The sequence below is a fragment of the Citrobacter sp. Cb080 genome, assembly GCF_030334745.1.
Lineage (GTDB): Bacteria > Pseudomonadota > Gammaproteobacteria > Enterobacterales > Enterobacteriaceae > Citrobacter > Citrobacter braakii.
In genome coordinates, this window is the sequence record NZ_JAOWDG010000029.1 from 1 (window position 1) to 15,747 (window position 15,747).

General features: G+C 51.2%; 13 protein-coding genes and 1 pseudogene. 11 read left to right on the forward strand and 3 right to left on the reverse strand.

Annotated elements, in window-relative coordinates:
• Positions 1-69: 69 nt before the first annotated feature.
• The 3 genes from OGV38_RS04290 to iprA all read left to right on the forward strand — a co-directional run bounded on the left by OGV38_RS04290 (position 70) and on the right by iprA (position 4,799).
• On the forward strand, positions 70-1,050 hold the full coding sequence (locus OGV38_RS04290; RefSeq protein ID WP_000019450.1) for an IS5-like element ISKpn26 family transposase: 981 nt from the start codon (positions 70-72) through the stop codon (positions 1,048-1,050).
• Between the two features lie 123 nt (positions 1,051-1,173).
• Positions 1,174-4,086: an autotransporter adhesin EhaB gene (ehaB, locus tag OGV38_RS04295; RefSeq protein ID WP_286472975.1), complete on the forward strand. Its 2,913-nt coding sequence runs from the start codon at positions 1,174-1,176 to the stop codon at positions 4,084-4,086.
• An 89-nt stretch (positions 4,087-4,175) separates the two neighbouring features.
• Positions 4,176-4,799 carry a hydrogen peroxide resistance inhibitor IprA gene (iprA, locus tag OGV38_RS04300; RefSeq protein WP_104651293.1) on the forward strand — a complete coding sequence of 208 codons (624 nt, stop codon included), beginning with the start codon at positions 4,176-4,178 and terminating at the stop codon, positions 4,797-4,799.
• Between the two features lies 1 nt (position 4,800).
• Here the strand turns inward: iprA and ampH are convergent, their stop codons facing one another.
• Positions 4,801-5,958 carry a D-alanyl-D-alanine-carboxypeptidase/endopeptidase AmpH gene (gene ampH / locus OGV38_RS04305; RefSeq protein ID WP_286472977.1) on the reverse strand — a complete coding sequence of 386 codons (1,158 nt, stop codon included), beginning with the start codon at positions 5,956-5,958 and terminating at the stop codon, positions 4,801-4,803.
• 383 nt (positions 5,959-6,341) lie between these two features.
• Here ampH and sbmA point away from each other — a divergent pair, with 383 nt between their 5' ends.
• Positions 6,342-7,562: a peptide antibiotic transporter SbmA gene (sbmA, locus tag OGV38_RS04310; protein ID WP_016155831.1), complete on the forward strand. Its 1,221-nt coding sequence runs from the start codon at positions 6,342-6,344 to the stop codon at positions 7,560-7,562.
• 16 nt (positions 7,563-7,578) lie between these two features.
• Positions 7,579-8,682 (forward strand): DUF1615 domain-containing protein, encoded by a 1,104-nt coding sequence (locus OGV38_RS04315; RefSeq protein WP_047416936.1) that lies wholly within the window; start codon positions 7,579-7,581, stop codon positions 8,680-8,682.
• Here the strand turns inward: OGV38_RS04315 and OGV38_RS04320 are convergent.
• Positions 8,667-8,990, reverse strand: a complete 324-nt coding sequence (locus tag OGV38_RS04320; protein ID WP_016151998.1) for a DUF2755 family protein — start codon at positions 8,988-8,990, stop codon at positions 8,667-8,669. The genes OGV38_RS04315 and OGV38_RS04320 overlap by 16 nt on opposite strands.
• A gap of 264 nt (positions 8,991-9,254) precedes the next feature.
• Here OGV38_RS04320 and OGV38_RS04325 point away from each other — a divergent pair, with 264 nt between their 5' ends.
• Positions 9,255-9,476, forward strand: coding sequence for a DUF2754 domain-containing protein (locus OGV38_RS04325; RefSeq protein WP_019076140.1), 222 nt, complete (start codon positions 9,255-9,257; stop codon positions 9,474-9,476).
• A gap of 25 nt (positions 9,477-9,501) precedes the next feature.
• Here OGV38_RS04325 and ddlA read toward each other — a convergent pair whose 3' ends face one another.
• Positions 9,502-10,596, reverse strand: coding sequence for a D-alanine--D-alanine ligase (gene ddlA, locus OGV38_RS04330; protein ID WP_103766482.1), 1,095 nt, complete (start codon positions 10,594-10,596; stop codon positions 9,502-9,504).
• Positions 10,597-10,897: 301 nt separating this feature from the next.
• Between ddlA and OGV38_RS04335 the strand changes: the two genes are divergently transcribed.
• From OGV38_RS04335 to adrA, 5 genes and pseudogenes are all read left to right on the forward strand, one after another.
• Positions 10,898-12,094 carry a multidrug efflux MFS transporter gene (locus OGV38_RS04335; protein ID WP_153646518.1) on the forward strand — a complete coding sequence of 399 codons (1,197 nt, stop codon included), beginning with the start codon at positions 10,898-10,900 and terminating at the stop codon, positions 12,092-12,094.
• 249 nt (positions 12,095-12,343) lie between these two features.
• Complete coding sequence (locus OGV38_RS04340; RefSeq protein WP_016152002.1) at positions 12,344-12,586, forward strand: sigma-S stabilization anti-adapter protein IraP; 243 nt, start codon at positions 12,344-12,346, stop codon at positions 12,584-12,586.
• A gap of 104 nt (positions 12,587-12,690) precedes the next feature.
• Complete coding sequence (gene phoA, locus OGV38_RS04345) at positions 12,691-14,106, forward strand: alkaline phosphatase (protein ID WP_019076143.1); 1,416 nt, start codon at positions 12,691-12,693, stop codon at positions 14,104-14,106.
• Between the two features lie 97 nt (positions 14,107-14,203).
• Positions 14,204-14,524: a phosphate starvation-inducible protein PsiF gene (gene psiF, locus OGV38_RS04350; protein ID WP_003830956.1), complete on the forward strand. Its 321-nt coding sequence runs from the start codon at positions 14,204-14,206 to the stop codon at positions 14,522-14,524.
• A gap of 91 nt (positions 14,525-14,615) precedes the next feature.
• Positions 14,616-15,730 (forward strand): annotated as a pseudogene (gene adrA, locus OGV38_RS04355) (diguanylate cyclase AdrA).
• Positions 15,731-15,747 lie beyond the last annotated feature (17 nt).

The window sequence follows — 15,747 nt, forward strand, 5'->3', positions numbered from 1 at the left end:
GGGAAGGTGCGAACAAGTTCCTGATATGAGATCATCATATTCATCCGGAGCGCATCCCAGAGGGACATCATGAGCCATCAACTCACCTTCGCCGATAGTGAATTCAGCACTAAGCGCCGTCAGACCCGAAAAGAGATTTTCCTCTCCCGCATGGAGCAGATTCTGCCATGGCAGAATATGACCGCTGTCATCGAGCCGTTTTATCCCAAGGCGGGCAATGGCCGACGGCCCTATCCGCTGGAGACCATGCTGCGTATTCACTGCATGCAGCATTGGTACAACCTGAGCGACGGTGCCATGGAAGATGCCCTGTACGAAATCGCCTCCATGCGCCTGTTTGCCCGATTATCCCTGGATAGCGCCCTGCCGGATCGCACCACCATCATGAATTTCCGCCACCTGCTCGAGCAGCATCAACTGGCCCGTCAATTGTTCAAGACCATCAATCGCTGGCTGGCCGAAGCAGGCGTCATGATGACCCAAGGCACTTTGGTGGATGCCACCATCATTGAGGCACCCAGCTCTACCAAGAACAAAGAGCAGCAACGCGATCCGGAGATGCATCAGACCAAGAAAGGCAATCAGTGGCACTTTGGCATGAAGGCCCACATTGGTGTCGATGCCAAGAGTGGCCTGACCCACAGCCTGGTCACCACCGCGGCCAACGAGCATGACCTCAATCAGCTGGGTAATCTGCTTCATGGAGAGGAGCAATTTGTCTCAGCCGATGCCGGCTACCAAGGAGCGCCACAGCGCGAGGAGCTGGCCGAGGTGGATGTGGACTGGCTGATCGCCGAGCGTCCCGGCAGGGTAAAAACCTTGAAGCAGCATCCGCGCAAGAACAAAACGGCCATCAACATCGAATACATGAAAGCCAGCATCCGTGCCAGGGTGGAGCACCCGTTTCGCATCATCAAGCGGCAGTTCGGCTTCGTGAAAGCCAGATACAAGGGGCTGCTGAAAAACGATAACCAACTGGCGATGTTATTCACCCTGGCCAACCTGTTTCGGGTGGACCAAATGATACGTCAGTGGGAGAGATCTCAGTAAAAACCGGAAATAACGCCAGAAATGGTGGAAAAAATAGCCTAAATAGGCTGATTCGATGTGTTTGCGGGAAAAAAATCGGCCCAGATCCGCGAAATTTTAATCAGCGAGTCAGCTTGGGAAGAAATGACCTGCTTATTCGCACCTTCCTTAGCATTAGCCTGTACTTTGGCAATCACTTCTCAGGCGAATGCTTCTACTGATATTTCTGGAACTACTTACACAACGTTCACCCATTATAATGACGCATCACATGTTGATGACGTTTACTTCGATGGCTATGTCGGTTGGAACAATTACGGCACTGATAGCATTTATAACGGTGATATTTATCCGGTAATCAATAACGCTACTGTCAACGGCGTTATTTCTACTTATTATCTGGATGATGGACTGTCAACTAACGGCAATTATAACAGCCTGACGATTAAAAACAGTACCATTCACGGTATGGTGACATCCGAGTGTATGACCACGGATTGTACTAACCGTACGGGTACCGACTATTACTACGACCGTCTGGCAATGAACGTCATCAACTCCACTATCGATGACAACTACGAACATTATACCTACAACGGTACCTATAATGACGTGGCTGATACGCACGTTGTCGACGTTTATAACCTGGGTACGGCTATCACTCTGGATCAAGAAGTTGATCTGTCTATCTCCAACAACTCTCACGTCGCGGGTATTACCCTGACTCAGGGTTATGAGTGGGAAGATATTGACGATAATACCGTCATCACCGGCGTAAACAGCGGCGAAGTGTTTAACAACACTATCGCTGTTACCGACTCTACCCTGACCTCAGGTTCCTGGTCTGATGAAGGAAGATCCGGCTGGTTTGGTAACACCAGCAATGCGAGCGACTACAACGGTAACGGTTGGAACGCGAATGATATCGCATTGGCGGTTATTGCTAATCCCAATGCAGATAACGCGATGCAGACCACCGCCACGTTTGATAACGCTACGCTGATGGGCGATGTGCTGTTCTCCAGCAACTTTGATGAGAACTTCTTCCCGAACGGTGCTGATACTTACCGCGATACTGATGCCGATCTGGATACCAACGGCTGGGATGGTACTGACCGTCTGGATCTGACCCTGAACCACGGCAGCAAGTGGGTTGGTGCGGCAATGTCCGTCCATCAGGTTGACGTTGATGGTGATGGTGTTTACGAAAGCTATGCTGAGGGCACTGAAGCCACCGCTACGCTGATTGATATCGCTGCCAACAGCCTGTGGCCTTCTTCAACCTACGGTATCGATAGCGACACATCCTCCTATGACGAAAATGGTCATGTGGTTGGCAATACCGTTTATCAGAGCGGTCTGTTCAACGTGACGCTGAACGGCGCTTCCCAGTGGGATACCACCAAAACTTCTCTGATTGACACTCTGAGCATCAACAGCGGTTCCGTTGTCAACGTGGGTGATTCTGCGCTGGTTTCTGACTCCATCACTCTGACCGGTGCTTCCGCACTGAACATCAATGAAGATGGTCGTGTTGCGACTAATACGCTGTCTATTGACAACAGTACCGTAACGATTGCTGATGATGTCTCTGCTGGCTGGAATGTGCTTAATGCCGCGCTGTATGCCAATACCATTAACGTCACCAACAACGGCGTTCTGGATGTGGGCAACAGCACCGGGAACGCGCTGCAGGTTGATACCCTGAATCTGACCAGCTACACCGACGCTTACAACCATGTTAATGCGGGTGTTTTCGACATCAACAGCGCTAACTATGTATTGAATGCTGACCTGACCAACGATCGTACCAACGATACGCGCCAGGCTAACTACGGTTATGGCGTGATCGCGATGAACTCTGATGGTCATCTGACTACCAACGGTAACGGCGATTCTGACACCTCAGGCGATCAGTCTGAAGTTGATAACTACGGTGATCACGTAGCAGCGGCAACCGGTAACTATAAAGTTCGCATCGATAACGCCACTGGCGCAGGTTCTGTTGCTGATTACAACGGTAACGAGCTGATCTACGTTAACGACACGAACAGCACCGCAACTTTCTCTGCAGCCAACAAAGCAGACCTGGGTGCTTACACCTATCAGGCTCAGCAGCAGGGTAACACCGTTGTTCTGCAGCAGATGGAGCTGACCGACTACGCGAACATGGCGCTGAGCATTCCGTCTGCCAATACGAATATCTGGAACCTGGAACAAGACACCGTTGGTACTCGTCTGACTAACGCGCGTCATGGTCTGGTAGATAACGGTGGTGCATGGGTGAGCTACTTCGGCGGCAGCTTCGATGCGGATAACGGCAACATTAACTATGATCAGGATGTTAACGGCATCATGGTCGGTGTTGATTCCAAAATCGATGGTAACAACGCTAAGTGGATTGTCGGTGCTGCGGCAGGCTTCGCGAAAGGTGACATGAGTGATCGTACCGGCCAGGTAGATCAGGATAGCCAGACTGCCTATATCTACTCTTCTGCTCGTTTTGCGAACAACATCTTTGTTGACAGTAACTTAAGCTACTCCCACTTCAACAACGATCTGTCTGCCAGCATGAGCAACGGTCAGTATGTTGATGGCAGCACCTCTTCTGATGCCTGGGGCTTTGGCTTGAAACTGGGTTATGACCTGAAGCTGGGTGACGCAGGTTACGTAACCCCTTACGGTAGCGTATCCGGTCTGTTCCAGTCTGGTGATGACTATAAGCTGAGCAACGACATGAAAGTTGACGGTCAGTCTTATGACAGCATGCGTTATGAACTTGGTGTAGATGCAGGTTATACCTTCGCCTACAGCGATGACCAGGCGTTGACCCCGTACTTCAAACTGGCCTACGTTTACGACGACTCTAACAACGATTCTGATGTAAACGGTGATTCTATCGACAACGGCGTAGAAGGTTCTGCGGTACGCGTTGGACTGGGTACTCAGTTTAGCTTCACCAAGAACTTCAGCGCATACACTGATGCTAATTACCTCGGTGGTGGTGATGTCGATCAAGACTGGTCTGCAAACGTTGGTGTTAAATATACCTGGTAACAACTTTCTCGCAGAGAAATAAAAGGTAATTTAATTTAGAATAATGCCCGTCACGGATTTGACGGGCATTTCTTGCAAGGAATGCGCACATGCTATCTTCAAATAAACCTCTTCTTGAGTTTGGTAAGCTTGATAAATGTTTAGCGAAATATGGTAAACACTTTGAGTGTGGGAACGAAAAAGAAATAATTTATTCCGGTGATATTAATAGTGATGATACTTTCATTATTTTAAGTGGTGTTGTTTCCTTACGTAGAGGGGAATGCGTACTGGTCGGGATTGCACAGGCGCCTTTTATTATGGGCCTTTCTGATGGCGTGATGAAAACAGATGTACAATACAAATTAATAACCGAAAGTAATTGTACGGGATACCACCTGCCTGCTTCGCAAACGATAAATATAATTGAACAATGCCAGCTTTGGCGTGAAGCCTTTTGCTGGTTGGCATGGCAAAACTCCATGTTTGAGTTGCGCGATCTGCAGCTGATCGGCAATAACTCCTACGATCAGATCCGCGCGACGCTGATATCCATGATGAAATGGGACGACGTACTGCGTTCGCGTATCGGCGTCATGAACTATATTCACCAACGCACGCGAATTTCACGCTCAGTTGTCGCTGAGGTTCTCGCGGCATTGCGTAAAGGTGGTTACATTGAAATGAATAAAGGCAAACTGGTGAGCATTAACCGTTTGCCTTTTGAGTATTAAGTCAGGATGCAGGAATAACCTGCGGTTTGTTCCCGCTCAGCTCTGCAACCAGATCGTTGATACCGTCGCTCATATTGGTAAAGCGGGTTAGCGGAGAGCGGGTCACCACGATAAATGCCCCGACGTTTTGCTGCGGGATCATCGCCATATAGGTAATGAAGCCGCCGCCGCCACCAGTTTTTTGAATAATTCCCGGTCGCCCATTCTTCGGCGCCATATAGACCCAGCCCAAACCCAGCGCATCGGCTCTACCCGGAACATCCATCCCTATCACTTTGGTTAACTGCGTACGCTGATAAATCAGCGTCTGCATACGGTCGGCCTGCTGGCTACGATGGTAAAAATCAGATGAGAGATACTGCTGCATCCAGCGCATCATATCGCCGGGTGTTGAATAAACACCGCCGCTGCCCATCGCCGCCAGGGTATTGTTGCAAGGACTGGCGCCTTTTTCCGCGACCATCAGGCGTCTGCATTGATCGGGGGATGGGGTAAAGGTGGTGTCTTTCATCCCCAGCGGACGGGTAATTTTTTCTTCAAACAGCTGCGGATAAGGCTTTCCGGATGCGGTTCCTAGCGCATCGGCCAGCAGGTCAAACGCCAGGTTGGAATAAGAAGCCTGCGAACCCGGTGCGGCTTTAAGCGTGGCGGTTGAGAGATAGCTCCAGCGCTGTTCACGGGTTGGCCAGACAAACACCGGGCGCTTCGCCGCGCCGCCAGGCTGTTCGCGCGGTAGCGCGCTGGTATGCGTCGCCAGATTCACCAGCGTGATCGGCGTGCCCTGATAAGTCGGCACGCGCGCGCCAGGCGGCGCATATTTGCTCAATGGATCGTTGAGTTTAACCGTACCCTGATCGAGTAATTTCACCAGCATTTCGCTGGTCATTAATTTAGTAATAGAGGCAATTCGAATAACGGAATCCAACTGCGGATGGACGTTATTGCCAGGGCGTGTTTGGCCGAAGCTGCGAAATACGCGCTGGTTACCATCAATCACCACGAGCGCCATCCCCGTAGCACCGCTGCCGTAAAATATATGGTCGGCATAACGATCGACGATATCAGAGGCGAAGACCGGATCGGTTATAGGCTGTGCCGCCTGGACAGATGTCAATGACGCCGCACACAGCGCGGCAGAAAAAAGCAGACTACGTTTCAACGGTGGTGTCCATGAGTTAGAGAAAGTGAAAAAGGATGTCGTGCGTATGCGTATTTATACTACTCATCGGCGTATTGCAAAGCGCTTATCAGCCAATGATAGTGTGAAAAACGTAACGATGAGTAAACGCGAGCGTTTCCCGGATTACGGATGTTCGCTTTTGTGATCTCACGCTGTGATAATCTGCACTTGCTGGAACGTTGTCGAGTGTGAAAATCACAGAAACAATTCTTCATACCCGGGTGCGAACTAAGTGCCGCGGTTTTGGTCACACTTGTCGGTTTCAGCTTGTGTTTTTGGGCGTAAGCCGTCTGGCCGCCGCACTCCACGGTGGCAAATACACAGCAGTCGTCATAACGATAAGAAGTTAGCAGGAGAGCACTATGTTTAAGTCTTTTTTCCCAAAGCCGGGGCCGTTCTTTATTTCGGCATTTATTTGGGCACTGGTCGCCGTTGTATTCTGGCAAGGAGGTGGGGGAGCCTGGGTTGCACATATTACCGGCGCGTCGGGAGATGTACCGATTAGCGCGGCCCGATTCTGGTCACTGGATTACCTGATTTTTTATGCGTATTACATTCTTTGTGTTGGCGTGTTCGCGCTGTTCTGGTTTATCTACAGCCCGCACCGCTGGCAGTACTGGTCCATACTGGGCACGTCGCTGATTATTTTCGTGACCTGGTTTCTGGTTGAAGTTGGCGTCGCCGTCAACGCCTGGTATGCGCCATTCTATGATCTGATTCAATCCGCGTTGAGTGCGCCGCATAAGGTGAAGATTGAGCAGTTCTATCATGAAGTAGGCATCTTTCTTGGCATTGCGCTGATTGCCGTGGTCATTGGGGTGATGAACAACTTCTTCGTCAGCCACTATGTATTCCGCTGGCGTACCGCAATGAACGAACACTATATGGCGCACTGGCAGCATCTGCGTCATATCGAAGGCGCGGCGCAGCGTGTGCAGGAAGATACCATGCGTTTTGCCTCCACGCTTGAAGATATGGGGGTCAGCTTTATCAATGCGATTATGACGCTGATTGCCTTCTTACCTGTCCTGGTCACTCTCTCAGCCCATGTGCCGGACCTGCCAATTGTTGGACATGTTCCTTATGGCCTGGTGATTGCCGCGATTGTCTGGTCGTTGATGGGAACCGGCTTGCTGGCGGTAGTCGGCATCAAACTTCCGGGGCTGGAGTTTAAAAACCAGCGCGTGGAAGCGGCCTACCGTAAAGAACTGGTTTACGGCGAAGATGACGCTAATCGTGCGACCCCGCCGACGGTGCGTGAACTGTTCCATGCGGTGCGCCAGAACTACTTCCGCCTCTATTTTCACTATATGTACTTCAATATCGCCCGTATTCTATACCTGCAGGTTGATAACGTTTTCGGCTTGTTCTTGCTGTTCCCGTCGATTGTTGCCGGTACGATTACGCTCGGCCTGATGACGCAAATCACCAACGTGTTTGGCCAGGTGCGAGGCTCGTTCCAGTATTTGATTAACTCCTGGACAACGTTAGTAGAACTGATGTCTATTTATAAGCGTCTGCGCAGCTTTGAACGTGAGCTTGATGGTCAGGATATTCAGGAAGTTACCCATACGCTTAGTTAATAAAAAAGGAGATGTTATGTCGACGGTTTCCCGTCTTTACCCCTTGTCCGGTCTGGCCGCTCTGGTGCTGGTGGGATGTAGTAGCCAACCCGCGCAGCCGCTAAAAAAAGGGGAGAAAGCCGTCGATGTGGCGAGCGTGGTGCGCCAGAAAATGCCCGCCAGCGTGAAAGACCGGGACGCATGGGCGCAGGATTTAGCGAAGACGTTTGAAAGCCAGAAGCTGGCGCCGACGGTTGAAAATATCTGTTCGGTGCTGGCGGTTGCGCAACAGGAGTCAAACTATCAGGCTGATCCGGCCGTTCCAAACTTAAGTAAAATCGCCTGGAAAGAGATCGACCGGCGCGCCGAGCGTATGCATATCCCGCAGTTTGTGGTGCATACCGCACTGAAGATTAACTCGCCAACGGGGAAAAGCTACAGCGAGCGTCTGGATACGGTGAAAACGGAAAAACAGCTTAGCGCCATTTTTGATGATTTTATCAATATGGTACCGATGGGGCAGACGCTGTTTGGTTCGCTTAATCCGGTACATACCGGTGGGCCAATGCAGGTCAGTATCGCGTTTGCCGAGCAGCACGCCGATGGGTATCCGTGGAAAATGGCCGGAACAGTTCGTCAGGAAGTGTTCAGCCGCCGTGGTGGGCTGTGGTTCGGTACGTATCATCTGCTTAACTACCCGGCGAATTACAGCGCGCCAATCTTCCGTTTCGCTGATTTCAATGCGGGATGGTATGCCAGCCGCAATGCGGCTTTCCAGAATGCGGTCAGTAAAGCCAGCGGAGTGAAGCTGGCGATGGATGGTGACTTGATTCTCTACGGCAGCAGCGAGCCGGGCAAAACCGAGCTGGCGGTACGTAAACTGGCCGGGAAGCTGGGGATGAGCGAGAGTGAGATCCACCGTCAACTGCAAAAAGGTGACAGTCTGGCTTTTGAAGATACCACTCTGTACGAGAAGGTCTATAAGCTGGCGGAAGCGAAGACTGGGAAAGCGCTACCCCGTGAAATGCTGCCAGGCATTCAGCTGGAAAGCCCGAAGATTACACGTAATCTGACTACCGCGTGGTTTGCGAAACGCGTGGACGATCGTCGGGCGAAATGTATGGGTCAGTCATCATTATGATGACGGCGGCGCCAGCGCACGAATGCCGCGATGGCGCCAAGAATCAGACTTCCGGCAAGGAAAGGGACCAGCCCAAAAAGGGTACCGACGCCTAAGCCAATTTCAACTCGTGGGCGTCCTGTCTCTTGCATTTGCAACTGCATCAGCTGTTCATAGATGCCGGGAGCGTGGGCCAACAGATTTAAAACCTGCGCGCCTGCCCAAAAGCAAAACAGCACAAATACGGCATACGCAATGTTGCCGGGCAGGGAGGAGGTATCCCGATGTTTGCCCTTAAACAGGGATTTTGAGAGCGTAAAATCAGCCATAAAGACCTCCGGAAATAACCTGCTTTTTTTGACGTGATGCCTGGAACTGACAGTGAGTCTGACAGGTGATCGGCAATGTCAATATCAGAATGATGGTAATTTCAGGTAGAGATTATTCCTGGATCTCGGTTTTTTGCTGGTTGTCACAATTACGTAACCTTAAGTGAAATCAAGTTACATTTCAGAAATTCCGCACAGGCCACAGACGTCTATGAGGAAATGTGCGAGGATGCGCTTTCACGTTGTATTTCCACCGGAGCTGTTATGAACCTGCCTGTTAAAATCCGCCGAGACTGGCACTACTATGCCTTCGCTATTGGGCTTATCTTTATTCTGAACGGGGTGGTGGGCTTACTGGGTTTTGAAGCGCAGGGATGGCAGACCTATGCGGTGGGGTTGGTGACGTGGGTGATTAGCTTTTGGCTGGCCGGATTAATTATCCGTCGCCGCGTGGAAGATGAAGAAGAAGCAAAGGATGCCCAATAGCTATCGATCAGGCATCCAGGCGGGTTTACATACTGGTTTTCAACGCGCTATCCGCCGCATGACGTTCCAGCGCCAGTTCGATCAGGCGAGTGATCAAATCGGTATAGCCTAAGCCGCTCGCCTGCCACAATTTTGGATACATGCTGATGTTGGTAAAGCCCGGCAGCGTGTTGATCTCATTGATCACAACATCGTTCTCTGCGGTTAAGAAAACGTCCACGCGCGCCATACCGGCGCAGCCCAGCGCCTGATAAGCCTGAATAGCAATGTCGCGGATCTTATCGTTAACTTCCGGTGCGATCGCTGCCGGAACAACCACTTTGGCACCGTTATCGTCAATGTATTTGGTGTCGTAAGCGTAAAAATCACTGTTCAGCACGATCTCGCCACAGGTACTGGCCTGCGGTTGATCGTTGCCCAGCACCGCGCATTCGATCTCGCGGCCCTTGATCCCTTGTTCCACCACGACTTTATGGTCGAATTCAAATGCCAGCGCGACGGCCTGATCGTATTGCGCTTCGCTGGTCACTTTACTGACGCCAACGGACGAGCCCTGGTTGGCTGGTTTTACAAACAGCGGCAGGCCAAGTCGGGATTCCACCTCGGCAAAGCTGATGCGGTTGCGATTGGCGCGAGTGAGCGTAATAAATGGCGCGATGTTTAATCCGGCATCGCGCAGTAGACGTTTGGTCACGTCTTTATCCATACAGGCCGCAGAACCCAGGACATCAGAACCGACGAACGGCAGATTCGCCACGCGCAGCATACCCTGCAGAGAGCCATCTTCACCCAACGTGCCGTGTACGATCGGGAAAATAACATCGACCGTTGGCAGTGGCTGACCGTTTTGCGCATCGATCAACTGGTGCTCTTGTTTACCCGGGACCTGAGCCAGGCTGGTCGCGGAAGGACGCAGCGCAATATGCGCTGGATCATCTGAATTGAGCAGATAGTTACTGGCATCGCTAATGTGCCATTGCCCTTGCTTATCAATACCTAACAGCACAACGTCAAAGCGAGTCTTGTCGATGGCATCGACAATATTTTTTGCCGATTGCAATGACACTTCATGTTCCGCTGATTTACCACCAAATACGATTCCTACCCGCAACTTTGCCATCTTAAAAACCCATTCCATGAATGCAAAGCACATACATTACCACGACAAAACGCAGGTTTCCTCGGCTTCTGGCAGATTGTTTTGGTGGGCAACAGAGGAACAGATAAGCGCAAACGCGCAGAACGGACGCGGAGCATAAACCCCTGCTGATATTGTGGGGTTGATGTGAGGTATATCACAAATATGATGAGCGGGAAGATAAAATCCTAAACTGTGATATATCGCACCTGTGGACCCTTATTTGGCTAAGTAATTTGTTAAGCTGCTCGCAGTTTTCAGCTACTTATCGTTATGAGTCCCTATGGAATCCTGGAGAGTCAACCTCATTTCCGTATGGTTCGGTTGCTTTTTCACCGGCCTGGCAATCAGCCAAATCCTGCCTTTTTTACCGCTCTATATCTCCCAACTGGGGGTAAGCTCCCATGAAGCACTCTCAATGTGGTCTGGCTTAACGTTTAGCGTCACCTTCCTGATTTCAGCCATCGTCTCTCCGATGTGGGGGAGTTTAGCCGACCGTAAAGGACGCAAGCTGATGCTGCTGCGGGCCTCTTTGGGTATGGCGATTGCGATTTTACTGCAGGCCTTTGCCACTAACGTTTGGCAGCTTTTTCTGCTGCGTGGGGTCATGGGGTTAACGTCTGGCTATATTCCCAATGCGATGGCGCTGGTAGCCTCACAGGTTCCGCGCGAACGCAGCGGGTGGGCGCTGAGTACGCTCTCGACGGCGCAAATTAGCGGCGTTATTGGCGGACCACTGATGGGGGGCTTTATTGCCGACCACGTTGGCTTACGGGCGGTATTCTGTATTACCGCGGCTTTGCTGGTAGTGAGTTTTCTGGTCACGCTGTTCTTAATCAAAGAAGGTGTGCGCCCGACAATCAAAAAAAGCGAACGCCTGAGCGGGAAGGCCGTCTTTGCCTCGCTGCCTTATCCGGCGCTGGTGATCAGCCTGTTTTTTACTACGATGGTGATCCAGTTATGTAACGGCTCAATTGGGCCGATTCTGGCGCTGTTTATTAAATCAATGGTCCCAGACAGCTCTAATATTGCCTTTCTCAGCGGGCTGATTGCTTCGGTTCCGGGCATCTCGGCGCTGATTTCTGCGCCCCGGCTAGGTAAATTAGGCGATCGTATTGGGACCGAGCGGATTTTAATGGCCACGTTAATCTTCGCCGTCGTGTTGTTTTTCGCCATGTCATGGGTCACTACGCCGTTGCAGTTGGGGGTCTTACGTTTTCTGCTCGGCTTTGCCGACGGCGCGATGTTGCCCGCGGTGCAGACGCTGCTGGTGAAATACTCCAGCGACCAGATAACCGGGCGCATTTTTGGTTATAACCAGTCATTTATGTACCTCGGCAACGTAGCCGGGCCATTAATGGGGGCAACGGTTTCGGCAATGGCGGGCTTTCGCTGGGTGTTTATTGCCACGGCGTGCATTGTGCTTATCAACATCTGGCAACTGGCTATCGCGTTGCGACGTCGGCGCTGCGCACGCTGAGTACCTGATTAACAACGCTGCCCGCAAGCGTTGTTAATCCATCATTATGCATTTATATATCCAGGTGATTATTAATCCCCTTACCCTTTTATATGGAATAATTCTGCGCTAAGACTCCTTCTCCCTTATTTTGTGTTGTGATTGTTTTCGCAAAACGTTTTATTTCTTATGAAAATACAACTTTCATCCTCTAGGCAGTTGTGAGTCTTAATGATAACGTGACCTATATTTGGTTAAGGGAATACGTAAATGAAAAATCTCGTTACTGAGTTGTTACTTAAGCTCGCCCAAAAAGAAGAAGAGTCGCAAGAACTGACGGCGCAGGTTGAAACGCTGGAGCAGGTAATCATCGAAATGCTGCGCAATATGACGTGTAACGATCGGCAAATATTTATTCGCCAAATTGAGGGGGCTTTGGCTGGAGAAGGCCGTATGCCTGCATTTCTGACCAACGTTCATAACGCTGGCGAGAGTGTGCCAAAAGCGTTTTGAGTAATCCGTGGTGCGTCATCCACAAATTATCATAAAAGTGTCACATCAAATACTTATAGTCGCTTTGTTTTAATTTTACCGTATTTATACATGGAGAAAATAAAGTGAAACAAAGCGCACTCGCTATTGCCCTGTTACCTTTGCTGTTTACCCCGGTTATTAATGCAGAAACCTCTGCCATAGCGGTTATGGATAATCGTGCCGCTCAGGGTGATATCACCACGCCGGGCGGCGCCCGCCGATTGTCTGCCGATCAAACGGCGGCTCTGCGCGAATCTCTGAGCGATAAACCTGCCAAAAATATTATTTTATTGATTGGCGATGGGATGGGTGACTCAGAAATAACGGCCGCGCGAAATTATGCCGAAGGCGCAGGCGGCTTTTTTAAAGGAATTGATGCTTTACCGTTGACCGGACAATACACGCACTATGCGTTGGATAAGAAAACGGGTAAACCCGATTATGTGACGGATTCTGCGGCATCCGCGACGGCGTGGACCACCGGTGTGAAAACCTATAATGGTGCGCTGGGCGTTGATATTCATGAAAAAGATCACGCCACAATTCTTGAAATGGCAAAAGCGGCGGGGCTGGCAACGGGCAACGTTTCTACCGCTGAATTGCAGGATGCTACCCCGGCGGCGCTGGTTGCCCATGTGACTTCGCGTAAGTGCTATGGCCCTGGCGTGACACGTGAAAAATGCCCAACCAATGCGCTGGAAAAAGGCGGTAAAGGGTCAATCACCGAACAATTACTGAATGCCAGGGCTGACGTTACGCTGGGCGGCGGGGCCAAAACGTTTGCGGAAACCGCTGCGGCGGGCGAGTGGCAGGGTAAAACGTTGCGTGAACAAGCCCTGGCCCGCGGTTATCAGATGGTGAGTGATACCGCGACGCTGGCGGCGATTACCGAAGCTAATCAGGATAAACCGCTGCTGGGCCTGTTCTCTGACGGCAATATGCCCGTGCGCTGGGAAGGTCCGAAAGCGTCTTATCATGGCAATCTGGATAAGCCGGTTGTGACCTGTACGCCAAATCCAAAGCGTGACGACAGCGTGCCAACGCTGGCGCAGATGACGGATAAAGCGATTGAGCTGTTAAGCAAAAATGAGAAAGGCTTCTTCCTGCAAGTGGAAGGGGCGTCAATCGATAAACAGGACCATGCCGCCAACCCGTGCGGACAGATTGGTGAAACGGTCGATCTGGACGAGGCGGTACAGCGCGCGCTTGCCTTTGCGAAGAAAGATGGCAACACCCTGGTGGTGGTAACCGCTGACCACGCACATGCCAGCCAGATTGTTGCGCCGGATACCAAAGCGCCTGGTCTGACCCAGGCGCTGAACACCAAAGATGGCGCGGTCATGGTCATCAGCTACGGCAACTCTGAAGAGGAATCTCAGGAGCACACCGGCAGCCAATTGCGAATTGCAGCCTATGGCCCGCACGCGGCGAATGTGGTCGGCCTGACCGATCAAACCGACCTGTTTTACACCATGAAAGCGGCGTTAGGACTGAAATAACCCGACGCCCGGCGGCAATACTTTTGCCGCCGGGTGGTATTTTTATCGTTAGCAGCCAAACTTACCTGTGTGTTGTCGTTCAGAAAAGAAGGATGCTATGAAAATTACATTATTAATGACGCTGCTTTTTGGTCTGATTTTTTTAACTACCGTCGGTGCTGCCGAGAAGACTTTAACCCCGCAACAACAGCGTATGACCACCTGCAATCAGCAGGCAACGGCGCAGACCTTAAAAGGGGATGCGCGTAAGACATATATGAGTGATTGCCTGAAAAACAGTAAATCTGCGCCGGAGGAAAAGAGCCTGACGCCGCAGCAGCAAAAAATGCGTGAATGTAACGTGAAGGCGACGGAGCAGTCTCTGAAAGGTGATGATCGTAATAAATTTATGAGCGCTTGCCTGAAAAAATCTGCGTAGCACTTACGGGTGAGCAGGTAAAATCGCTCACCCGAAATATCATACTTCCGCCACCAGACCCCTTCCTATAATTTGGGAAATTTGTTTCAGAATATTCCCAAATACAATGAATGATGAAAACTTTTATCAAAAGAAGGTCGTCCCGAATGAAGCATTTTTATCGCTTCATCAAAATGACCACCAACGTTCCGGTCTGCGATTCGCCCGACGAATCAGGCTGCCGCGAGCGGTGGGATTGGGGGGAATGTTTTTCCCTATCGCGTCGGTATTAGTTGCTCAGCCCATTACCGGGGGCTGGTGGCTATTACTGGTGGGATGGGCGTTTGTCTGGCCGCATTTGGCCTGGCAGTTGGCCAGCAAAGCCGACGATCCTCTGCATATCGAATTTACCAACTTAAAAGCCGATGCCATTCTTGCCGGTATGTGATAGGGATTATGGGCGTAAACCTGTTGCCATCCACGGCGCTGCTGATGATTATCTGCATCAACCTGATGGGCGCAGGCGGGATGCGAATATTCATCGCAGGCGCCGTTTTGATGATGGTTTCATGCCTGGTGACGTTACAGTTAACCGATATCTCCGTCGCTTTTAGCAGTACTCAACTTAGCGTGCTATTGACGCTGCCGGTGCTGGTGATTTATCCGCTGCTGTTTGCCTGGGTCAGCTACCAGACGGTCATCAAGCTGGCGGAACATAAACGCCGTTTACAGGTGATGAGTACGCGAGATGGCATGACTGGGGTGTACAACCGCCGCCATTGGGAACTGTTACTGCGTAATGAATTTGATAATTGCCGCCGCTACCAGCGTGACGCCACGTTACTGATTATCGATATCGACCATTTTAAGAGCATTAATGATACCTGGGGTCATGACGTTGGGGATCAGGCGATTGTCGCGCTGACCCGCCAGTTGCAGATGACCTTACGCGGTAGCGACGTGATCGGGCGCTTTGGCGGTGATGAGTTTGCGGTGATTATGTGCGGCACGCCGGCAACCAGCGCGATTGCGGCGATGTCTCGCGTTCACGAACGACTTGGCCAACTGCGTTTATCCTGCGCACCGCAGGTTGCTCTGCGGATCAGCGTGGGCGTTGCGCCGCTGACCGCAGAAACCGAGCATTATCGAGAATGGTTAAAGTCGGCGGATATGGCGCTCTACAAAGCAAAGAATTCCGGACGTAACCGCACTGAGGCGGCGGCCTGACGTCCGGCGGTGTTAAC